The organism is Quadrisphaera sp. DVD1 (genome assembly GCF_058932755.1).
Genome location: NZ_JBZYWI010000050.1, coordinates 1 through 20,348 on the forward strand (window position 1 = coordinate 1; position 20,348 = coordinate 20,348).

At 75.7% G+C, this 20,348-nt stretch carries 22 protein-coding genes and 1 pseudogene; 8 read left to right on the forward strand and 15 right to left on the reverse strand.

Features of this window, described 5'->3' with window-relative positions; translation table 11 throughout:
• Window positions 1–228: 228 nt before the first annotated feature.
• The 8 genes from mutM to recG all read right to left on the reverse strand — a co-directional run bounded on the left by mutM (window position 229) and on the right by recG (window position 6,798).
• On the reverse strand, window positions 229–1,176 hold the full coding sequence (gene mutM / locus AC5FZL_RS07745) for a bifunctional DNA-formamidopyrimidine glycosylase/DNA-(apurinic or apyrimidinic site) lyase (protein WP_493617992.1): 948 nt from the start codon (window positions 1,174–1,176) through the stop codon (window positions 229–231).
• 7 nt (window positions 1,177–1,183) lie between these two features.
• The gene (gene rnc, locus AC5FZL_RS07750) at window positions 1,184–1,873 is read right to left on the reverse strand and encodes a ribonuclease III (RefSeq protein ID WP_493617993.1); all 690 of its coding nucleotides are present in this window, start codon (window positions 1,871–1,873) and stop codon (window positions 1,184–1,186) included.
• A gap of 44 nt (window positions 1,874–1,917) precedes the next feature.
• Entirely contained in the window at window positions 1,918–2,121 is a 204-nt protein-coding gene (gene rpmF, locus AC5FZL_RS07755) for a 50S ribosomal protein L32 (RefSeq protein WP_493617994.1), read from the reverse strand.
• A gap of 2 nt (window positions 2,122–2,123) precedes the next feature.
• Window positions 2,124–2,705 carry a YceD family protein gene (locus AC5FZL_RS07760; RefSeq protein ID WP_493617995.1) on the reverse strand — a complete coding sequence of 194 codons (582 nt, stop codon included), beginning with the start codon at window positions 2,703–2,705 and terminating at the stop codon, window positions 2,124–2,126.
• A 111-nt stretch (window positions 2,706–2,816) separates the two neighbouring features.
• Entirely contained in the window at window positions 2,817–3,497 is a 681-nt protein-coding gene (locus AC5FZL_RS07765; RefSeq protein ID WP_493617996.1) for a histidine phosphatase family protein, read from the reverse strand.
• A gap of 17 nt (window positions 3,498–3,514) precedes the next feature.
• Window positions 3,515–4,006 (reverse strand): pantetheine-phosphate adenylyltransferase, encoded by a 492-nt coding sequence (coaD, locus tag AC5FZL_RS07770; protein ID WP_493617997.1) that lies wholly within the window; start codon window positions 4,004–4,006, stop codon window positions 3,515–3,517.
• Window positions 4,007–4,015: 9 nt separating this feature from the next.
• Window positions 4,016–4,585 (reverse strand): 16S rRNA (guanine(966)-N(2))-methyltransferase RsmD, encoded by a 570-nt coding sequence (rsmD, locus tag AC5FZL_RS07775; protein ID WP_493617998.1) that lies wholly within the window; start codon window positions 4,583–4,585, stop codon window positions 4,016–4,018.
• Entirely contained in the window at window positions 4,582–6,798 is a 2,217-nt protein-coding gene (gene recG, locus AC5FZL_RS07780) for an ATP-dependent DNA helicase RecG (protein WP_493617999.1), read from the reverse strand. Before recG ends, rsmD begins: the two co-directional genes overlap by 4 nt.
• Before the next feature lie 141 nt (window positions 6,799–6,939).
• Between recG and rpmB the strand changes: the two genes are divergently transcribed.
• Window positions 6,940–7,128, forward strand: a complete 189-nt coding sequence (rpmB, locus tag AC5FZL_RS07785; RefSeq protein ID WP_493618000.1) for a 50S ribosomal protein L28 — start codon at window positions 6,940–6,942, stop codon at window positions 7,126–7,128.
• A gap of 94 nt (window positions 7,129–7,222) precedes the next feature.
• On the opposite strand, the gene AC5FZL_RS07790 is transcribed toward rpmB, so the two are convergent.
• Window positions 7,223–8,221 (reverse strand): thiamine-phosphate kinase, encoded by a 999-nt coding sequence (locus AC5FZL_RS07790; protein WP_493618001.1) that lies wholly within the window; start codon window positions 8,219–8,221, stop codon window positions 7,223–7,225.
• A 96-nt stretch (window positions 8,222–8,317) separates the two neighbouring features.
• Between AC5FZL_RS07790 and AC5FZL_RS07795 the strand changes: the two genes are divergently transcribed.
• The 5 genes from AC5FZL_RS07795 to AC5FZL_RS07815 all read left to right on the forward strand — a co-directional run bounded on the left by AC5FZL_RS07795 (window position 8,318) and on the right by AC5FZL_RS07815 (window position 12,583).
• Complete coding sequence (locus tag AC5FZL_RS07795) at window positions 8,318–8,551, forward strand: Lrp/AsnC ligand binding domain-containing protein (protein WP_493618002.1); 234 nt, start codon at window positions 8,318–8,320, stop codon at window positions 8,549–8,551.
• Window positions 8,548–9,015 (forward strand): DUF3515 family protein, encoded by a 468-nt coding sequence (locus tag AC5FZL_RS07800; protein WP_493618003.1) that lies wholly within the window; start codon window positions 8,548–8,550, stop codon window positions 9,013–9,015. The genes AC5FZL_RS07795 and AC5FZL_RS07800 overlap by 4 nt, the downstream gene beginning before the upstream one ends.
• A gap of 168 nt (window positions 9,016–9,183) precedes the next feature.
• Complete coding sequence (locus AC5FZL_RS07805) at window positions 9,184–10,581, forward strand: hemolysin family protein (protein WP_493618004.1); 1,398 nt, start codon at window positions 9,184–9,186, stop codon at window positions 10,579–10,581.
• Entirely contained in the window at window positions 10,578–11,660 is a 1,083-nt protein-coding gene (locus AC5FZL_RS07810) for a CNNM domain-containing protein (RefSeq protein WP_493618005.1), read from the forward strand. Before AC5FZL_RS07805 ends, AC5FZL_RS07810 begins: the two co-directional genes overlap by 4 nt.
• Window positions 11,657–12,583, forward strand: coding sequence for an aldo/keto reductase (locus tag AC5FZL_RS07815; protein WP_493618006.1), 927 nt, complete (start codon window positions 11,657–11,659; stop codon window positions 12,581–12,583). Before AC5FZL_RS07810 ends, AC5FZL_RS07815 begins: the two co-directional genes overlap by 4 nt.
• 22 nt (window positions 12,584–12,605) lie before the next feature.
• Here AC5FZL_RS07815 and AC5FZL_RS07820 read toward each other — a convergent pair whose 3' ends face one another.
• Window positions 12,606–13,739 (reverse strand): D-alanine--D-alanine ligase family protein, encoded by a 1,134-nt coding sequence (locus AC5FZL_RS07820; RefSeq protein WP_493618007.1) that lies wholly within the window; start codon window positions 13,737–13,739, stop codon window positions 12,606–12,608.
• 52 nt (window positions 13,740–13,791) lie between these two features.
• Here AC5FZL_RS07820 and AC5FZL_RS07825 point away from each other — a divergent pair, with 52 nt between their 5' ends.
• Entirely contained in the window at window positions 13,792–14,949 is a 1,158-nt protein-coding gene (locus tag AC5FZL_RS07825) for a trans-sulfuration enzyme family protein (protein WP_493618008.1), read from the forward strand.
• On the opposite strand, the gene AC5FZL_RS07830 is transcribed toward AC5FZL_RS07825, so the two are convergent.
• From AC5FZL_RS07830 to AC5FZL_RS07850, 5 genes are all read right to left on the reverse strand, one after another.
• Window positions 14,927–15,766, reverse strand: coding sequence for a carbohydrate ABC transporter permease (locus AC5FZL_RS07830; RefSeq protein ID WP_493618009.1), 840 nt, complete (start codon window positions 15,764–15,766; stop codon window positions 14,927–14,929). The two genes, AC5FZL_RS07825 and AC5FZL_RS07830, sit on opposite strands and share 23 nt — an antisense overlap.
• Window positions 15,759–16,754 (reverse strand): carbohydrate ABC transporter permease, encoded by a 996-nt coding sequence (locus AC5FZL_RS07835; RefSeq protein ID WP_493618010.1) that lies wholly within the window; start codon window positions 16,752–16,754, stop codon window positions 15,759–15,761. Before AC5FZL_RS07835 ends, AC5FZL_RS07830 begins: the two co-directional genes overlap by 8 nt.
• Window positions 16,755–16,760: 6 nt before the next feature.
• The gene (locus tag AC5FZL_RS07840; protein ID WP_493618011.1) at window positions 16,761–18,080 is read right to left on the reverse strand and encodes an ABC transporter substrate-binding protein; all 1,320 of its coding nucleotides are present in this window, start codon (window positions 18,078–18,080) and stop codon (window positions 16,761–16,763) included.
• Between the two features lie 113 nt (window positions 18,081–18,193).
• Window positions 18,194–19,201, reverse strand: coding sequence for an NAD(P)H-dependent glycerol-3-phosphate dehydrogenase (locus tag AC5FZL_RS07845; protein WP_493618012.1), 1,008 nt, complete (start codon window positions 19,199–19,201; stop codon window positions 18,194–18,196).
• Window positions 19,198–19,938, reverse strand: a complete 741-nt coding sequence (locus tag AC5FZL_RS07850) for a lysophospholipid acyltransferase family protein (RefSeq protein WP_493618013.1) — start codon at window positions 19,936–19,938, stop codon at window positions 19,198–19,200. The genes AC5FZL_RS07845 and AC5FZL_RS07850 overlap by 4 nt, the downstream gene beginning before the upstream one ends.
• Window positions 19,939–19,994: 56 nt before the next feature.
• On the opposite strand from AC5FZL_RS07850, the pseudogene AC5FZL_RS07855 reads away from it, so the two are divergent.
• Window positions 19,995–20,348 (forward strand): annotated as a pseudogene (locus tag AC5FZL_RS07855) (2-phospho-L-lactate guanylyltransferase); the annotation flags it as partial.

Genomic DNA, 20,348 nt, shown 5'->3' on the forward strand with positions numbered 1-20,348 from the left:
CCAGCTCCCGCGCGGCGACCACCCGCGCCACGGAGCGCAGCCCGGCCGAGGGGGCGCGCCCCAGGGCGCGGGCCGGGGCGTCGGGGCGGGCGGTGAACCACACCGCGAAGGCCAGGCGGAGGGCGGCCAGGCCCGCCGCGGACGCCAGGTCGGACCGGCGCTGCGCGTGCTCGCTCATCTCCGGAGGCTAGGAGGGTGCGGCCTCCGCCGCCCCTCCGGTCGCGGGGATCAGCCCCCGGCGCGCGAGCGGGGTCGGGGCTGGCACACCGGGCAGGAGTGCGAGGAGCGGTTCATGAACGGCTCGCGGCGCACGGGCGCGCCGCAGCGCGGGCACGGAAGGCCCTCGCGCCCGTAGACCGCCAGGCCGCGCTCGAAGTAGCCGCTGGCCCCGTTGACGTCGACGTAGAGGCTGTCGAAGCTCGTGCCGCCGGCCGCGAGGGCCTCGGTCATCACGGCGCGGACGTCGTCGAGCAGCCGGCGCACCGCGGGGCGGGTCAGGCCCGAGGCCGGTCGCTCCGCGTGCAGCCGGGCGCGCCACAGCGCCTCGTCGGCGTAGATGTTGCCGACCCCGGAGACCAGCGCCTGGTCGAGCAGGGCGCGCTTGACCCCGGTGCGCCGGGCGCGGAAGCGCTCGACGAGCGCGGCGACGTCCAGGTGCGGGTCGAGCGGGTCGCGGGCGACGTGGGCGACGCCGACCGGCAGCCAGGGCCCGGACGGGCGCCCGGTGCCGGCCTCGTCGACGGCGCCACCGGTGCCGCCGGGCAGCCCGTCGGGCGTCGGCTCGAGCGGGACGACGGCCAGTCCGCCGAACATCCGCTGGTCGACGAAGCGCAGCTCGCGGCCCGCGGTGGCGCCGGGGGCGTCGGGGGCGAAGCCCAGGCGCACGCGCAGGTGCCGCTCGTCGGGGGCGTCCGGGGGCTCCAGGAGCAGCTGCCCGCTCATCCCCAGGTGGGCCGAGAGCGCTTCGCCGGTGTCCAGCTCCGCCCACAGGTACTTGCCGCGGCGGACGACGTCCGTGACGCTCGCCCCGACCAGGCGGGCGCGCAGGTCCTCCGGGCCGGCCACGTGGCGGCGCACCGGTCGCGGGTGCAGCACCTCCACGGCGGTGATCCGGGCGCCGGTGGCCCAGCGGGCGAGCCCGCGGCGCACCACCTCGACCTCGGGCAGCTCGGGCACGCGGGCCTCAGGCCTCCGGCAGGGCGCTCAGCGCGCGCCAGGCGTCCGCGGCGGCGGCCTGCTCGGCCTCCTTCTTGCTGTGCCCGCTGCCCGTCCCGGTCGGCGCGCCGTCGGCGGCGAACCCCGCCGTGGCGGTGAAGACCTTCGCGTGGTCGGGGCCGGTCTCGGTGACGGCGTACGCCACCGGGCCGAGGCCGCGGGAGGCGCCGAGCTCCTGGAGGCTGGTCTTCCAGTCCAGGCCGGCGCCGAGGTCGGCGGAGGCGTCGAGGAGGGGGCCGACGAGGCGCAGCACGAGCTCGCGGGCGGCGTCGATGCCGCTGGAGAGGTACGCGGCGCCGATCACGGCCTCGGTCGTGTCGGCGAGGATCGAGGCCTTGTCGCGGCCGCCGGTCGCCTCCTCGCCGCGCCCGAGCCGCACGCACGCGCCCAGGTCCAGGCCGCGGGCGACCTCCGCGAGGGCGCGCATGTTGACCACGGCCGCGCGCAGCTTCGCCAGCCGGCCCTCGGGCAGGTCGGGGTGGCGGTGGTAGAGGGCGTCGGTGACCACGAGCCCGAGCACGGAGTCCCCGAGGAACTCCAGCCGCTCGTTGGTCGCGACCCCGCCGTTCTCGTACGCCCAGGAGCGGTGGACGAGCGCCTGGTCGAGCAGGTCGGCGTCGACCGGGGTGCCCAGGCGCGACAGCAGCGCGGCGCGCACCTCCTCGCGGGAGGGCTCGCCGCGCTGCTGGCGGGAGTGCTTGGTCAGAGGTCCTTGACCTTGCGGCCCTTGTACTCCAGGTACAGGGGGGTGCCGTCGGCCCCGGTCACCACGCGCGCGGTGTGGGGACGGGCGTAGGTGGTCGCGCCGTTCTCGACAGTGGTGTACAGGGTCTCCGCCTGCGCCTTCCACTGCGAACGGCGGTGCCGGGTGTTGGAGCGGGACATCTTCCGCTTCGGGACCGCCACGGTCAGCTCCTCGGGTCGGTGGGCCCGTCGGGCCGCACGTTCTGGGTCTCGGTCTGGATCTCGGTCAGGTCGCGCAACGCCGCCCAGCGGGGGTCGACGTCCTCGTGCTGGTGGCCCGGGTCGTCCGCCAGGTGCACTCCGCACTCGGAGCACAGACCCGGGCAGTCGTCTCGGCACACCGGCTGGAACGGCAGCGAGGGCACCACTGCGTCCCGCAGGACGGGCTCGAGGTCCAGGTGGTCCCCGGACAGCTCGTGCACGTCCTCGTCCTCCGCGGAGGACTTGCCGGGGAAGGCGAACAGCTCCTGGAAGCGCACGTCGAGCTCGCGGTCGACGGCGTCCAGGCAGCGCACGCACTCCCCAGCGGTCCGTCCTCGCACCGTGCCGGACACGAGGACGCCCTCCATCACCGACTCCAGCAGCAGCTCGAGCTGGAGGTCGGAGCCTTCGGGCACGCCGACCACCTCGGTGCCGAGGTCGGCCGGAGCCGGCACCGTGCGCGTGAGGCGCTGCGAGGCTCCCGGCGCTCGTCCGAGGTCACGGGTGTCCAGGACGAACGGGGAGCGGAGGTCGAGCTGCTTCATGGTTCCTCACGTCGCGGTGCGGCGCCGGCAGCCCCGGGTGCGGGGCCGCGCGACCTCGGCCCGACGCAGTGCGACAGGGCCGACTGGACAGAGTACCCGGTCCCGCGCCGCTCAGAAGACCGAGCCCGGCGCCGGCTCCCCCGCCGGGCCGGCCCCGGCCGCGGCCGTGGTGCGGGGCTCCACCGCCGCCCCCATCCACGACCGGGCGACCCACCCGGACGCCGGGTCGCCCTCCAGCACGACCACGCCGGTGTTGAGCAGGCCGGTCCCGACGACGAAGCCCGCGGTGAGGCCGGCCGCCCGCAGGCCGGCCCAGGCCCGCACGGCCGCGCCGTGGCTGACGACGACGAGCGCCCGGGCGTCCGCCTCGCGAGCGAGGTCGACCGCCTCGGCGACGGCCGCGTCGTAGCGGGCCGCGAACGCGTGCCCGTCCTCGCCGCCGGGCACGCGCCGGTCGAGGTCGCCGGCCGCCCACGCCCCGACGACCTCGAGGTAGGCCCGCACGGAGCCCTCGTCGCCGAGCATCTCGAGGTCGCCGGCCGCGACCTCGCGCAGGCCGTCGCGCACGTGCACGGGCAGCCCCAGGGCGCGCGCCAGCGGGGACGCCGTCTCCTGCGCGCGGCGCTGGGAGGAGGCGACGACGCAGCCGACCCCCTCGCCGGACAGCCGCTCCACGAGGGCGAGGGCCTGCTCGCGGCCCAGGTCGGTCAGGGGCGGCCCGGGCACGCGCGTGTCGAGCAGGTGCCGGACGTTCGAGGAGGTCTGGCCGTGGCGGACGAGGAGGAGGCGCACCGCCCCATCGTCCTCGCTCAGCGGCGCGCTGCGAGGTGGGCGAGGTGGGCCAGGACGCCGTCGGGCACCAGGCCGCGGACGTCGCCACCGAGGCCCGCGACCTCCTTGACCAGGGAGGAGGACACGTGGGCCCAGCGCGGGTCGGCCGGCAGGAGCACCGTCTCGAGCCCGCTGAGGTGCCGGTTCATCGCGGCCATGGGCGCCTCGTGGTCGACGTCGGTGGGCCCGCGCACGCCCTTGACGACGGCCACGGCACCCACCTGGCGGCAGTAGTCGGCCAGCAGCCCGCGGGGGGCGGCCTCGACCCGCACCCGCTCGCGGTCGGGGTGGCCGGCGAGGGCCTCGCCGAGCATGACGACCCGCTCGGCGACGTCGAAGGCGGGAGCCTTGGCGGGGTTGGTCACCACGGCCACGACCACCTCGTCGAAGAGGGCCGCGGCCCGGGTGATGACGTCGAGGTGCCCGGCGGTCACGGGGTCGAAGGATCCGGGGCAGACGCAGCGGCGCACGGCGCGACCCTAGACCGGCTCGGGCGCGGGCTCGGCGAACCAGAGCACCGTCTCGCCGTAGCGGCGCTCCCCGAAGCGCTCCAGGCCCGGCGGCCAGGCCGGTTCGGAGCCGCGGGCGCTGCGCTCGACGACCACGACCGCCTCCGGGGCCAGCCAGCGCCCGGCCACGAGGCGCTCCAGGGCGGTGGCGAGGGAGTCCTCGGGCAGGTCGTACGGCGGGTCGAGCAGCACGACGTCGTAGGGCGCGTCGGGCTCGCCCGCGAGCGCCGCGCCCACCGCGCCCGGGCGCACGACGACGCCGGGCAGGGCCAGGGCGGTGGCGTTGCGGCGGATCGCCGCGACCGCCGCGGAGGAGGAGTCGACGAGCAGCACGTGCGAGGCCCCGCGGCTGGCCGCCTCGAGGCCGAGGGCGCCCGAGCCGGCGTAGAGGTCGAGCACGCGCGCGCCGTCGAGGTCGGCCGTGTGCTCCAGGCGGGAGAACAGCGCCTCGCGCACCCGGTCGGAGGTGGGCCGGGTGGCGGTGCCCCGGGGCACGACCAGCGTCCGCCCGCCGGCGCTGCCGCCGATGATCCGGGTCACGCGCGCTCCAGGTAGGCCTGGCGCTCGGCGTCCATCGCGAGCAGCTCCCCCACCAGCAGCGGCTGGCCGTCGAGCTGGGGGTCGTCCGCGACGAGGGCGGTGGCGTCCTCGCGGGCGCGGGCGATGACGTCCTCGTCGCGGGTCACCCGCAGCAGGCGCAGGGAGGTCTGGCGCCCGGACTGGGCGGCGCCGAGGACGTCGCCCTCGCGCCGTCCCTCGAGGTCGAGCTGGGCCAGGGCGAAGCCGTCCGCGGTCTCCGAGACCTGCCGCAGCCGGGTCTGGCGCGACTCGTCGGCCGTCTCGGTGACGAGCAGGCACAGGCCCGCGTGGCCGCCGCGCCCGATCCGCCCGCGCAGCTGGTGCAGCTGGGAGAGGCCGAACCGGTCGGCGTCCATGATCACCATGACGGTGGCGTTGGGGACGTCGACGCCCACCTCGACCACCGTGGTCGCCACGAGCACGTCCACCTCCCCCGCGGCGAAGGCGCTCATGACGGCGTCCTTCTCCTCCGAGGGCAGGCGGCCGTGGAGCAGGGCCAGGCGGAGGTCGGCCGTGGCGGGGTTCTCCCTCAGCTGCTCCAGCACCTCCACGGCCGCCAGGCCCGGCCGCTGGCGCTCCGTGCCCGGCTCGCCGCCGGGCCCGACGTCGGCCTCCCCCTCGGCGCCGACCGCGCCGTCGCCGCCCTGCTCCCCGCCGATCCGCGGGCACACGACGTAGGCCTGCCGCCCGGCCAGGACCTCCTCGCGCAGCCGCGCCCAGCTGCGCTCGACGTAGGCGGGCCACTGGGTGGGCACCACGACGGTGGTGATCGGCGACCGGCCGGCCGGCAGCTCGGTGAGGGTGGAGACCTCCAGGTCGCCGAAGACCGTCATCGCCACCGTGCGGGGGATCGGCGTCGCCGTCATGACGAGCGCGTGCGGCGGGGTGCCGGACTTGGCGCGCAGGGCGTCGCGCTGCTCGACGCCGAAGCGGTGCTGCTCGTCGACGACGACCAGGCCGAGGTCGAAGAAGTCCACCGCGTCCTGGATCAGCGCGTGGGTGCCGACGACGATCCCGGCCTCGCCCGTGGTGATCTCCAGCAGCGCGCGGCGCCGCGCCGGCGCGGACATCGAGCCGGTCAGCAGGGTCACGCGCGTGCCCCGCACGTCGCCGCCGAGCTGGCCGCCGCGGGCGAGGTCGCCCAGGGCGGCGACGAGGGAGCGGTGGTGCTGGACGGCCAGCACCTCGGTCGGGGCGAGCAGCGCCGCCTGGGCGCCGGCGTCGACGACCTGGAGCATCGCCCGCAGCGCCACGAGGGTCTTGCCCGAGCCGACCTCGCCCTGCAGCAGCCGGTTCATCGGCGTGGTGCGGGCGAGGTCGTCGGCGATCTCCTCCCCCACCTGGCGCTGGCCGGCGGTGAGGGTGAACGGCAGCCGCTCGTCGAAGGTGGCCAGCAGCCCGCCCTCGCGGCGCGGGTAGGGGCTGGCCGGCAGCGCCGAGGCCGCGACGCGGCGCTGGGCGAGCACCACCTGGAGGACGAACGCCTCCTCGTACTTGAAGCGCTCGGTCGCCCGGCGGGTCTGGGCGAGGTCGGTCGGGGCGTGCAGCAGGCGCAGCGCCTCGACCAGGCCGGGCAGCCCCCGGCGCTCGCGGACCTCCTGCGGCAGCGGGTCGGGCGCGTCGGCGTCGTCGAGGGTGTCGAGGACGAGGCGCACCGACCGCGCGATGCTCCACGACGGCACCTTCGCCGTGGCCGGGTAGATCGGGATGAGCTCGGCGGCGCGCGCCCGCGCCTCCTCCTCGGTGAAGCCCTCGTCGAGCAGCTCGAACTGCGGCTGGACGAGCTGGAGATCGCCCCCGTACCGCTCGACCTTGCCGGCGAACATCACCCGTCGCCCCGGGGAGAGCTGGCCCTGGACGTGCTTGACCTGCCCGGCGTGGGCGAGGAAGAAGGTCACCCGCACCGAGCCGACGCCGTCCGTGGCCACGGCCTCCAGCAGCTGGCCGCGGCGCTGGCGCATCGGCCGGGCGGTGCAGCGGGAGACCTCGGCGACCACCGTGGCGAGGTCGCCCTCGCGCAGCTCGGACAGGGCGGTCAGCTCGCCGCGCGGGGCCCAGCGGCGCGGGTAGTGGCGCAGGAGGTCGCCCACCGTGCGCATCCCCAGGTGCTTCTCCAGGGCCGTGGCGGTGCGCGCTCCGAGCTCGGAGCGCAGCGGCACGTGCAGGCGGGACACGCCCCCGAGCCTGCCAGCCGCCACCGACGGACCGCGCGCGCGAGTGCCGGAGTTCACCGCGGGCCCGCGCCTCGGCTATCGTGGGGTGACCGCCCGGTGTGCACCGGGCTCCTGCACGCCCCGAGAGCACTGGAGAACACTGTGGCTGCCACCTGCGACGTCTGCGGCAAGGGGCCGGGGTTCGGCCACAACATCTCGCACTCCCACCGGCGCACCAAGCGCCGCTTCGACCCGAACATCCAGCGGGTGCGGACGATGGTCAACGGCGTGACCCCCAAGCGCGTGAACGTGTGCACCTCCTGCCTGAAGGCCGGCAAGGTCACCCGCTGATCGCAGCAGACCCCAGCACCACCTGCAGCGCCCGCCCGGCTCCGGCCCGGCGGGCGCTGCTGCGTCCGGCCCCGGGTGCGCGGCGCGGCCGGCGTCAGGCGAAGTGGTCCCAGCCGCCGAGCTGCTCGTCCTCGATCCCGTTGACGGTCACGGCCGGCCAGCCGTCGCGCACCGGCAGCACGTCCCCGATCCGCACGAACGGCTCGGGCAGGACGGCGCCCGGCGGGAAGCACGCCACCAGGGCGTGGTCCTCGCCGCCGGAGAGCACCCAGCGCGACGCGAGGTCCCAGGAGCGCTCCTCCCCCACCAGCGCCTGCGCCGCGGGCAGCAGCGCCTCGCGCAGCGCCGCGCGGGCGGTGTCGTCGACGTCGACGTGCACCCCGGACGCCGCCGCGAGCCGGCCGAGGTCCGCGCCCAGGCCGTCGCTGACGTCCATCATCGCCGTGGCCCCGGCGAGCGCCGCGGCGCGGCCGGCCGCGAGCGGCGGGTCCGGACGCCGGTGCGCGGCGACGAGGTCCGGGGCCACCTCGGGGCGGCCGGCCAGCAGCAGCTCCAGGCCCGCGGCGGAGGGGCCCACCACCCCGGCGAGGGCGACGACGTCCCCGGGCCGGGCGCCGTCGCGGCGCACCGGGGCGCGGCCCTGCAGGTCGCCGAGCGCGGTGACGGCCACGACGACCTCCCGGGCCCCGGACAGGTCGCCGCCGACGACACCGGTGCCCGCTGCGGCGCAGCAGGCCGCGAGCCCGTCGGCCAGGCCCTCCAGCCAGGCGACCGGGAGGTCCTCCGGGGCGGCGAGGGAGACGAGGAGCCCGGTGGGCACCGCCCCCATCGCCGCCACGTCGGCGAGGTTCTGCACGGCGGCCTTCCACCCGACGTCGGCCGCGCTGGACCAGTCGCGGCGGAAGTCGCGGCCCTCCACGAGCAGGTCGGCGGTGGCCACGACGCGGCCGTCGGGAGCCGCCACCACGGCGGCGTCGTCACCGGGACCGAGCAGGGCCGCCGGGCCCGCGGGCATCCGCGGCAGCAGGCGCGCCAGCAGCCCGGCCTCGCCCAGCGCGCCGATCGGCCGGCTCGCGGAGGGGTCGGAGGGCACGCGCGCACGGTAGCGTGACGCGATCCCACCGCCCCGGCGCCGCCGGCCCGCGGTGGCGGGGGTGCTGCTGCGCGATGGAGCGACGAGGAGCGGGCGATGGTCGAGGCCTACGTGCTGGTGCAGACCGAGGTGGGGCGGGCCGCGGAGGTCGCCCGGGCGGTGGCCCGGCTCGACGGGGTGCTGCTGTCGGAGAGCGTGGCCGGCCCCTACGACGTCGTCGTGCGGGTGAGCGCCGTGGGCGTCGACGAGCTGGGGTCGCTCGTCATGAAGGCCATCTCCGGGGTCCCGGGCATCACCCGCACGGTCACCTGCGCGATCATGGGCGAGTGACCCGCCCGGCCTCCCGCCTGCGCACCCTGCTGGTGACCGGCGCCGTGCTCGGCGCCCTGGCCGGCTGCTCCTCCGCGGTCCAGGTCGACCCGGCGCCCGAGGGGGCCGACCCGGTCTGCGCCGCGGTCTTCCAGGCCCTGCCCGACCAGGTCGCCGGCGGCGAGCGCCGCGACACCACCTCCCAGGGCAGCGCCGCCTGGGGCGAGCCGCCCGTCGTCCTGCGCTGCGGGGTCGAGGTCGCCGGGCCGACGTCCGACCCGTGCCAGGTCGTCGAGGCCCCTGACGGCACCTCCGTCGACTGGGTCGTCTCCCCGCCGCAGGACGGGCGGGTGGTCTGGACGACCTACGGGCGGGTGCCCGCGGTCGAGCTGTCGATGCCCGACGTCGCCGAGGTCACCGCCACCGCACCGCTGGACGTGGCCGAGGCCGTCGCCACCGTCGAGCAGCAGCGCGCCTGCACCTGAGCGCTGCCGGGACCCAGGTCCTGCCGCTAGAGTCCTCCGCTCCGCCGCGCCGCGAACCGAGGAGCTGACCGCCGCCTTGTGCGACGACCCACCGGACGGTCCTGTGGACCACCGGTCCGAGCGCCCCGCTGACCGCGGCCCCGCGCCGCGGGAGGGGCGGAGCGCGCCATGACCGAGGTGCTGCTGCTCCTGGCCGCGCTCGTGCTCGTCGCGGCGTGCGGGGTCTTCGTCGCTGCGGAGTTCGCCTTCCTCACGGTGGACCGCGCCGCCGTCACCCGCGCCGCCGAGGGCGGGGACCGCCGCGCCCGCGGGACCCAGAGGGCGCTGGAGCACCTCTCGACGCAGCTGTCCGGGGCCCAGGTGGGCATCACCGCCACCAACCTCGCGATCGGCTTCCTGGCCGAGCCGGCGATCGGGCGCCTGCTGCACGGCCCGCTGGAGGCGGCCGGGCTGCCCTCCGGGGGCGCCACCGCGGTCTCGATCGCCCTCGCCCTGGCGCTCTCCACCCTCCTGACGATGGTCTTCGGCGAGCTGGTGCCGAAGAACCTCGCCATCGCCCTGCCGCTGCGCACCGCGAACGCCGTCCAGGGGTTCCAGCGGGGGTTCACCCGGGTCATGGCCCTGCCGATCCGCGCGCTGAACGGGACGGCGGACGCCCTGCTGCGCGGGCTCTTCGGAGTCGAGCCGCAGGAGGAGCTGGCCTCCGCCCGCTCGGCCGACGAGCTGCTGTCCCTGGTCCGGCGGTCCGCCGAGCAGGGCACCCTGGAGTCGGAGACGGCGGTGCTCGTCCAGCGCTCGCTCGCCTTCGCCGACCGGCGGGCCCAGGACGTGATGACCCCCCGCGTGCGGGTCCACGCCCTGCACGCCGACGACACGCTGGTGGACCTCCTCCACGCCGTGCACGCCACCGGGCGCTCCCGCTTCCCCGTCATCGCCGGCGGCATCGACGAGCTGGTCGGCGTCGTCCACGCCCGCCGGGTCCTCCTGACGCCGCCCGCGCAGCGCTCCTCGGTGAGGCTCGCGGACGTCGCCGAGGCCCCGCTCCTCGTGCCCGAGACGCTGCACCTGGACGCGCTGCTCGACCGCCTGAAGGCCAGCGCGCTGCAGCTGGCCGTGGTCGTCGACGAGTTCGGCGGGGTCGCCGGCGTGGCCACGCTGGAGGACCTCATCGAGGAGATCGTGGGCGAGGTCGTCGACGAGCACGACGTCGAGGCGCCGTCGGCCCGCCGGGTCCCCGGAGGGGACTGGCTGCTCTCCGGGCTGCTGCGGCCCGACGAGGCCAGCAGGCACCTCGGCGTGACCCTGCCCGAGGGCGGGGACTACGAGACCATCGCGGGCCTGGTCACCGAGCACCTCGGGCGCGTGCCCGGCGTCGGGGACGCCGTGGAGGTCGACGTCCGGGCGCCGGTGCCCGGGCGCGAGGACGACGCCCCGGCCGCGCCGCCGGTGCGGGCGGTCGCCCTCAGGGTCGACGCGGTGGACGGGCTGCGCGTGGCCACGCTGCGCGCGACGCTCCTGCGCGACCAGCCGGCCCGTCCCTCCTCCGCGCAGGAGGGCCCCTCGTGAGCGACGCCGTGGCCATCGCCCTGGCCGTCGTCCTGCTGCTGCTCAACGCCTTCTTCGTCGGGGCCGAGTTCGCGCTGATCTCCGCGCGCCGCTCGGCGATCGAGCCCCGGGCGGCCGCCGGCAGCCGCGCCGCCCGCACCACGCTGCGCGCCATGGAGCGCGTCTCCCTGATGATGGCCGCCGCCCAGCTCGGCATCACCCTGTGCTCCCTGGGGCTGGGCTCGATCGGGGAGCCGGCGGTGGCCCACCAGCTCGAGCGCCCCTTCGCCGCCCTCGGCGTGCCGGAGGAGCTCCTGCACCCCGCCGCCTTCGTCATCGCCCTCGCCGTCGTGGTCCACCTCCACGTCGTCGTCGGCGAGATGGTGCCCAAGAACCTCGCGCTCGCCGGGCCCGACCGCGCCGCGCTGGTCCTCACCCCCGTGCTCGTGGTCTTCGCCCGGGTGCTGCACCCGGTGGTCGTGGTGACCAGCTGGGTCGCCAACCGCGTGCTGCGCCTGGTCGGGGTCGAGCCCAAGGACGAGGTCACGAGCTCCTTCACCCGCGACGAGGTCTCCGACTTCGTGGAGGAGTCCCGCCGCGAGGGGCTGCTGGAGGAGGGCGAGGAGAGCCTCGCCCTGGGGGCCCTCGGCTTCGCCGACCGCACGTCGGCCAGCGTCCTGCTGCCGGTGGAGGCCCTCACCGTGCTGCCCGAGGGGGTCACCGTGGCGCAGGTCGAGGAGGTGGCCGCCCGCACCGGGTACTCCCGCTACCCCGTGCAGCGGCCCGACGGCGTCCTCACCGGCTACGTCCACGTCAAGGACGTCCTCACCGCCGACGACGACGTGCGCGCCGCACCGGTCCCCCGGCGCTACCTGCGCGACCTCACCACCGTCTCCGCCAGCGACCCCCTGCGCGTCGTGCTGCGCACGATGCAGCGGTCCGGGGCCCACCTGGCCCGGGTGGTCGACGCCGACGACGAGGTGCTCGGCGTCGTCGCCCTCGAGGACGTCCTCGAGGAGCTCGTCGGGGAGGTCCGCGCCGGGGCGGGACTCGGCCCCGTGGGCGCTCCGGGACGCGGCTCGACAGGATGGGAGGCATGAAGACCCTGCGACTCCCCCAGACCGACCTCGAGGCCGGCAACGTCGTCCTCGGGCTCATGCGGATCACGGACCTCGACGACGACCAGATCCGCACCCTCGTCGGCACCGCCCGCGAGGTCGGGGTGACGATGTTCGACCACGCCGACGTCTACGGCGGCGACCACCTCTGCGAGCGGCGCTTCGGCGACGCCATCACCTTCAGCCCGAGCGAGCGCGAGGCGGTCCAGCTCCAGTCGAAGGTCGGCATCCGCGACGGCTACTTCGACTTCTCCACCGAGCACATCCTCGAGTCCGTCGACGCCTCGCTGGCGGCCCTGCGCACCGACCACCTCGACGTGCTCCTGCTGCACCGCCCCGACGCCCTCGTGGAGCCGGAGGAGGTCGCCGCCGCGTTCGACCAGCTCTCCGCAGCCGGCAAGGTGCGCCACTTCGGCGTCTCCAACCACACGCCCGCCCAGATCGAGCTGCTCAAGACCGCGGTCGAGCAGCCGCTGGCCTTCGACCAGGTGCAGCTGAGCATCACGCACGCGCCGATCATCGCCAGCGGTGTGGCGTCGAACATGCAGGAGCTGGCGCAGTCGGTCGACCGCGACGGCGGCATCCTCGACTACTCCCGCCTGAAGGGCATCACCCTGCAGGCGTGGTCGCCGTTCCAGGCCGGCTTCTTCACCGGCGTCTTCCTCGGCGACCGCGAGCACTACGCCGAGCTCAACGACGTGCTCGACGAGCTCGCCGCGAAGTACGACGTGACACCGACCGGGATCGCCACCGCGTGGATCACGCGCCACCCCGCCGACCTGCAGGTCGTGCTCGGCACCACGAAGCCCGAGCGCGTGCGCGAGGCCGCCGCCGGCTCGGAGCTGCGCCTCACCCGGCCCGAGTGGTACCGCCTCTACACCGCCGCCGGGTACCTCGTCCCGTAGCGGGGCGCCCGGCCGGTCGGGCTCAGCGCAGCCCGACCGGCCGGGCCGCCGCCTGGCGCAGCAGGTGGTCGAGCAGCGCCGGGTAGTCCAGCCCGGACGCCGCCCACAGCCGCGGGAACATCGACGCCTGGGTGAAGCCGGGCATCGTGTTCACCTCGTTCACGAGGAGCTCGCCGTCGTCGGTGAGGAAGAGGTCGACGCGGGCCAGGCCCTCGGCGCCGAGCGCCTCGAAGGCCGCGACCGCGAGCGCCTGCACGCGCGCCACCTGCTCGTCGTCCAGCGGCGCCGGGCACAGCAGGTCGACGGCGTCGGCGTCGAGGTACTTGGCCTCGAAGTCGTAGAAGTCGCGCCCGGCCCCGACGACGACCTCGCCGGGCACCGAGGTCATCGGCGTCCCGCGCCCCACCGCGCCGACCTGCTGGAGGACGCCGACCTCGATCTCCCGCGCCCCCGAGACCGCGGCCTCGACGACCACGCGGGGGTCGTGGCGCTCGGCCTCCGCCACGGCGTCGGCGAGGCCCTCGGGACCGTCGACCTTGGTGATCCCCAGGCTGGAGCCGGCGCGGGCGGGCTTGACGAACACCGGCCAGCCGAGCGCCTCGACCCGGGCGCGGGAGCCCTCGGGGTCGGCGGCCCAGGCCCCCGCCGCCAGCGCCACCCAGCGGCCGACGGCCAGGCCGGCCCCGGCCAGCACGGTCTTCGTGAAGTGCTTGTCCATCCCCACCGCCGAGGCGAGGACGCCGGAGCCGGCGTAGCGGACGTCGCCGAGCTCGAGCAGGCCCTGCAGCGTGCCGTCCTCGCCGTACGGGCCGTGCAGCAGCGGCAGGACGACGTCGACGGCGCCGAGCACCCGGGGCACCTCACCGGGCTCGAGGACGAGCAGGTCGCGCGCGTCGGTGTCGGTGGGCACGAGCACCTGCGGGCCCTCGTCGGCGCCCACCTCGGGCAGGCGCCCGTCGGTGATCCGCCAGCGGTCGGGGTCGTCGGAGGCCAGCACCCAGCGCCCGCTGGGCGTGACGCCGACCGGGACGACGTCCCAGACCTCGCGGTCGAGGGCGCCGAGCACGCCGGCCGCGGTGGCGCAGCTGATGGCGTGCTCGCCCGATCGGCCTCCGAAGACGACGGCGACCCGGGGCCGGGGAGTGGCAGCGCTCATGGCGGGCGACCCTAGCCGGGCCGGGCCCCCGCTCCCGACTAGCCTCGCGCGGGTGGACGCCTCGACCCCCGACAGCCCCGGCCGCCCGCTGGCCCCCTCCACCCTCGCGGTGGTCGCCGGACGCCCCGCCAGGGTGCCGGACGCCCCGCTGAACCCCGACCTCGTGCTCACCTCCACCTACGTCGCCTCGACCGAGCCGGGCGCCCGCGGCTACGCGCGCTTCGCCAACCCCACGTGGGAGGCGCTGGAGGAGGCCCTCGGCGCGCTCGAGGGCGCCCCGGCGCGGGTCTTCGCCTCCGGGATGGCCGCGGTCTCGGCGGTGGTCGAGCTGACGCCGGTCGGCGGGCTCGTCGTCGCGCCCGCCGGCTCGTACAACACCACCCTGGCGCTGCTCGACGAGCACGAGGCCTCGGGCCGCCTGCGCCGGCGCTACGTGGACGTCACGGACGTCGCCGCGGTCACCGCGGCCCTCGACGGCGCGGACCTGCTGTGGCTGGAGTCGCCCACCAACCCGCTGCTGGAGGTCGCCGACCTGCGGGCGCTGAGCGCGGCCGGGCGCGCGGCCGGGGCGCTGGTCGTCGTCGACAACACCTTCGCCACCCCGCTCGTGCAGCGCCCGCTCGTCCTCGGCGCCGACGTCGTCGTGCACTCGGTGACGAAGTACCTCTCCGGCCACTCCGACGTGCTGCTCGGCGCGGTCGCCACCGCCGACCCCGACCTGCTGGGCACCCTGCACCGCCACCGGACGCTGCACGGGGCGATCCCGGGCCCGTTCGAGGCCTGGCTGGCGCTGCGCGGCCTGCGCACCCTGCACCTGCGGGTCGAGCGCTCGCAGGCCAGCGCGCTCGTCCTGGCGCAGCGCCTGGCCGAGCACCCCGCCTGCTCACGGGTGCGCCACCCCTCCCTGCCCGACGACCCGGGGCACGCCCTGGCCAGCGCGCAGATGAGCGGCTACGGCTCGATCATCTCGATCGAGCTGCCCGGCGGCGCGGCCGCGGCCGACGCCCTGCAGGGCGCCACGCGCCTGTGGACGCCGGCCACGAGCCTGGGCGGGGTCGAGTCGACCCTGGAGCGCCGCCGCCGCCACGCCAACGAGCCGGCGGTCACCCCGGAGTCCCTCGTGCGCCTGTCGGTGGGGGTCGAGGACGTCGAGGACCTCTGGGCCGACCTCACCCAGGCCCTCGACGTCACTTCACGGCACCCGCGGTGAGCCCGGCGACGAGGTAGCGCTGCAGGAGCAGGAAGCCCACGACGACGGGCACGCTCACGACGATCGAGGCCGCCATCACCTCGTTCCAGTAGACGTTGATCTGGGTGGAGTACTCCCGCAGCCCGATCGCGAGGGTGCGGGTGTCCGACGTCGTCATGACCGAGGCGAACAGCGTCTCGCCCCACGCGGTCATGAACGAGTAGATCGACACCGCCGCGATGCCCGGCGCCGCGCTCGGCAGGATGATCCGGAACAGGGTGCTCATCGGGCCGGCGCCGTCGACGTGGGCGGCCTCGTCGAGCTCGCGCGGGATCGAGTCGAGGTACCCGACGAGCATCCAGATGGCGAACGGCATCGAGAAGGTCAGGTACGTGATGATCAGCCCGATGCGGCTGCCCTGGAGCGGGTAGTCGATGAGCTGGCCGATCTGCACGAGGATCAGGTACAGCGGCAGCAGGAAGAGGATGCCCGGGAACATCTGGGTCGAGAGCACGGTGATCCGGAACGGCTCGCGGCCCCGGAACCGGTACCGGCTGATCGCGTAGGCGGCGAAGATCGCCAGGGCCACCGAGGCGACGGTGGCGCACACCGCCACGATGGCGCTGTTGAGGAAGTACTGCCCCAGCGGGATCGTCGACCAGATGTCGACGAACGGCTCCAGCGTGAGCGTGCTGGGGAACCAGGTGAACTGCCCCTGGACGTCGCCCAGGGGCTTGAGCGAGCTGACCACCATGACGTAGATGGGCGCCACGGTGAAGAGCGCGAGGCCGGTCAGCCCCACCACGCGGAAGACCTTGAACCCCCGGCTCTCATGCACGGTCAGCCCTCCGGTTCACGAGCAGGTACACGGACGTCACCACGAGCAGGAACAGCAGGAGCAGCACGGACATCGCCGAGCCGAGGCCGAAGTTCCAGGTGAGGAACGAGGCGTCGTAGATGTGGATGGCCAGCAGGTCCGCCGAGGGCGGCACCGACTGGGAGAAGAGGATGTACGGGACGTTGAAGTCGTTGAACGTCCACAGGAAGAGCACGAGCACCAGGACGAGGTTCACCGGGTGCAGCATCGGCAGCGTGAAGTGCCGGAACTGCTGCCAGGGCCCCGCGCCGTCCACGGCCGCCGCCTCGTAGATCTGGTCGGGGATGGACTGCAGGCCGGCCATGAGGGCGAGGAACGCGAACGGCCACAGGCGCCAGACCGAGACCGCCACGATGCTCGCGAAGGCGTTGTTGCCGATCAGCCAGAACGTCGTCCCGTCGGTGACCCCGAGCTGGTCCAGCAGCGTGTTCACCATGCCCGTGTCGCGGTCGAGCATGAACTTCCAGGTGATCACGCCGGCGTAGACGGGCAGCGCGTAGGGCACGAGGAACAGGGTCCGCAGCAGGCCCCTGCCGCGGAAGGAGCGCTGCAGCAGGACCGCGCCGAGCATCCCCAGCGACCAGGACAGCGCCACGCTGGCCAGCGCGAACGCCACGGTCACCCCGAAGGAGCGCAGGAGCGCCTCCCCCACGGCGCCGTCGACGTCGACGGCGACGCGGTAGTTCTGCAGCCCCGCGCTGGGCGCCTCGAGCCACCGCCTCAGGAAGAACTGGGTGAGCTCGAGGGTGGACATGTAGACCCCGGCGAGCATCGGGATCACGTGGACGAGCAGCTCGAAGACCACCGCGGGGAGGACGAGCAGGTAGGGCAGGGCCCGCAGGCCGAGGGGCCGGCGCGGGCGCCGGTCGGCCCCGGGGTCCCGCTGCTGCGGGGCCCCGGAGCCGGCGGCGCTCGGCGCGGACGGCCCGGAGTGGGCTGTGACCGCCATGGGGTGTCAGCTCCCGCTGGCCATCTGCTGCTGGGCGCTCTCCATGGCGTCGCCGATCTCCGCCTCGGTCACCGGCTGGCCGGTCGCCGCGCGGGCGAAGAGGTCGTTCATCGCCTGGCCGACCGTCGTCTCGAACTGGCTCTCGTTCGGGATCATGGGCAGCGCCGCGGCCGTCTCGGCCAGCACCTGGTTGTAGACCTCGAGGTTGGGCGTCTGGAACGCCTCGTCCTCCTGGGCCTCGGCGACCACCGGCAGCGACCCGAAGGCCTTGTTGAGGATGACCTGCTCCTCGGGGCTGGTCATGAACTCGACGAGCTGCAGGCCGGCCTCGGTGTTGCCGTCGGCGAAGACCGACATGTTGATGCCCGCGACGTGGCTGTTGACGCGCTCGCCGCCGGCCGGCATCGGCTCCGGGAAGGGGATCGGGATGACGCCGTAGTCCTCCGGCGCCATCCCGTTGGACGCCAGCGACGCCTCGGTGTTGTTCTGCGCCATGATCATCCCGGCCTTGCCCGAGGTGAAGTCGGCCACCGCCTCGTTGGTCGTGGCGTTCTGCGCGGCGCTCGGGTTGACGATCCCCTCGGTGGCCATGAGGTCGGTGTACTGCTTGATCGCGGCGATGGCCTCGGGCGTGGTGAAGTTCGCCTCGCCCTGCTCGTCGATGAAGTCGGCGCCGTGCTGCTTGCCGAAGATGAAGGCGAAGTGCGCGTTCTCGGTGTAGCTCGAGCCGGCGACCGTCATGCCCCAGACGTCGGCGGCGGGGTCGGTGATCTGCTTGCCGGCGTCCAGCACGCCCTGCCACGTCGTGGGCGGCTCGGTGATCCCGGCGTCGGCGAAGACCTGCTTGTTGTAGAACATCGCGTACGCGAGCCCGTAGACGGGCACCGACGTCGGGGTCTCGCCCTCCGCGCCGGTCGAGCTCAGGGAAGTCTCGAGGAACTTGTCCTCGCCGCCGATGGCCTCGAACGCCTCGTCGTCGAAGGGCAGGAACGCCCCGGTGGCCTGCAGCGAGGCCGACCAGGTGTTGCCGATGTTGAGCACGTCGGGCGCCTCGCCGGACGTGGTGGCCGCGAGGATCCGGTTGAGCAGGCTGTCCCACGGGATCACCTCGAGCTCGACCTCGATGCCGGTCTGCTCGGTGAACTTCTCCAGCTCCGGGGTCAGGACGTCGACGTCGTTCTGGAGGCTGGTGCCCTGGTTGCTGGCCCAGTAGGTGATGCTCTCGCCGTCACCTCCCCCGCCGCCGGAGCCCCCGTCCGAGCCGCAGCCCGCCGTGGCGATGAGGGTGGCGCACACCAGGGCCGCGCTGAGGACGCGTCTGCGCACATCGACTCCTTCGTCGGTGAGCGTCGCCGGGCTCCGCTGCCCGGCGATCTCGCGGGGACGCTACTCCCGGCGCGCGACGCGTGGGAAGACCTCTGCCGAACCGGTTCGGGCCCTCAGGCGAACTCGCGGCGCAGCGGCTGGGAGAGCAGCACGCCGGCCGCCTCGTGCGGGTGCCGGCCCGCGTGCAGCACCGCGGTGACCTGCTCGACGATCGCCATCTGCACCCCGACGCTGGCCGCGAGCTCGGAGACCGACAGCGACGTCGCCACGGCCTCGGCGGTGCCTCCCAGGTGGTCCAGGACCTCCTGCAGCGGCCTGCCCTGGCTCAGCCCGGCGCCCAGGCGGTGGTTGCGCGAGAGGCTGGAGGCGCAGGTGGCGTAGGCGTCGCCGGCGCCGGCCAGCCCGGCGACCGTGGTGGCGGAGCCGCCCATGGCGCTGACGAGCCGGGCCGTCTCGGCCAGGCCGAGCGCCACCACGGACGCCTTGGCGTTGTCGCCCAGCGCCAGCCCCTCGGCCAGCCCCACGGCGACCGCCAGCAGGTTCTTCACCGCCCCGGCGAGCTCGACGCCGATGACGTCGTGCGAGGTGAAGGGGCGGAAGTACGACGTCGCGCACGCGGCGGCGATGCGGTTGGCCACCTCGTCGTCGCGGGCGGCCACGACGGTCGCGGTGGGCCGGCGCTCGGCGATCTCGCGCGCCAGGTTCGGGCCCGAGACCACGGCCATCGGCACCGGCCCCAGCGCCTGCTCGACGAGCTGGCTGACCCGCAGGTGGGAGCCGGCCTCCAGCCCCTTGAGCAGGCTGACGAACGTGGCGTCGGGCGGCAGCGCCGCGGAGTGCGCCTCCAGGGTCGCGCGCAGCTGCTGCACCGGGACGGCGAGGACGACGACCTCGGCGCCCTCGAGCACCGCAGCGGCGTCGGCGCTCGCCTCCAGGGCGTCGGGCAGGCGCACGCCGGGCAGGTAGGCGGAGTTCGCGTGGTCCTCGGTGACCTCGCGCGCCACCTCGGGCCGGCGGGCCCACAGCGCGACGCGCGCCTCGGGGTCGGCGTCCAGCAGCACCTGGGCGAACGTGGTGCCCCAGCTGCCCGCCCCGAGGACGGCGATCCGGCGGCCGCTCACGGCTGCTCGCCGCGGGGCTCGGGCAGGGCCTGGCGCGCGCCCGTGCGCGGGTCCCAGCGCGGCGGCGCGGGGACGCCGCGCAGCTCGGCCAGCAGGGCCGCGACGGCGTCCACGACGGCGTCGGTGGCCTGGCGCAGCACCTCGGCGGTCAGCGGCCGGCCCTCCCAGGGCGACAGGTCGACCGGGTCGCCGACCAGCACCTCCATCCGCGGCCGGGGCCACAGGCGCGGGCGCCCCGTGCGCGGGAGCAGGAGGTGGGCCCCCCAGCTGGCGACCGGGACCACCGGGACGCCGGTGGTCAGCGCCACCCGGGCCGCACCGGTCTTGCCCACCATGGGCCAGCCCTCGGGGTCCTTGGTCAGGGTGCCGTCGGGGTAGATGACCACGCACTCCCCCGCGCGGACGGCGTCCTGCGCCGCGGCCAGCGCGCGGCCGGCGTCGGCGGACCCGCGCAGCACCGGCACCGCACCGATCCCGTGCAGCACCTGCTTGAGCACCGGGACCTCGAACAGCGCCTGCTTGGCGAGGATCCGCGGCTGCAGGCCCTGGGCCACGAGGAAGTCCCCGAGGGTCACCGGGTCGGCCCAGGAGACGTGGTTGGCCGCCACGACGAACCCGCCGGAGCGGGGCAGCCGCTCGGCGCCGCGCCAGCGACGGGACGACAGCAGCCGCAGCGGCGGTCGGAGCACCAGCGCTGCGGTGTTGAACGTCAGGCCGATCCCGCGCTGGAGCACCACGGTCGGTCAGGCTAGCGGCTGCACCGAGCGCTCCTGACGCCTGGCAGGATCGAGCGGTGCTCCCGGTCCCTCCCGCGCCCTCCGGGACGCCCCGCGGGACGCCGTGGCAGGTGGTCCTGCCGGTCAAGGGCGGGCCGCGGGCCAAGAGCCGGCTGGAGCCGCTGACCGGGGAGGTGCCGGGCCTCGCGCTCGCCCTCGCGCTGGACTGCCTGGACGCCGTCCTCGGCGCCTCCCGGGTGGGGCGCGCCTGGGTGGTCACCGCCGACCCGGAGGCGGCGGCCCTGACCGCGGCGCTCGGCGCGGTGGTGGTGCCCGAGCGGCGTCCGGGTGCGGGCCTGCTCGCGGCCGTGGCCGACGGCGTCGCCGCCGCGGGCGGCTCCGGCGCCCCCGTCGCCGTCCTGCTCGCGGAC

Coding starts and splice junctions, on each gene's coding strand:
- AC5FZL_RS07820 (WP_493618007.1), bottom strand. CDS start 13,739: ATGAGCGCTGCCACTCCCCGGCCCCGGGTCGCCGTCGTCTTCGGAGGC.
- AC5FZL_RS07835 (WP_493618010.1), bottom strand. CDS start 16,754: ATGGCGGTCACAGCCCACTCCGGGCCGTCCGCGCCGAGCGCCGCCGGC.
- AC5FZL_RS07795 (WP_493618002.1), top strand. CDS start 8,318: ATGGTCGAGGCCTACGTGCTGGTGCAGACCGAGGTGGGGCGGGCCGCG.
- AC5FZL_RS07805 (WP_493618004.1), top strand. CDS start 9,184: ATGACCGAGGTGCTGCTGCTCCTGGCCGCGCTCGTGCTCGTCGCGGCG.
- AC5FZL_RS07815 (WP_493618006.1), top strand. CDS start 11,657: ATGAAGACCCTGCGACTCCCCCAGACCGACCTCGAGGCCGGCAACGTC.
- AC5FZL_RS07760 (WP_493617995.1), bottom strand. CDS start 2,705: ATGAAGCAGCTCGACCTCCGCTCCCCGTTCGTCCTGGACACCCGTGAC.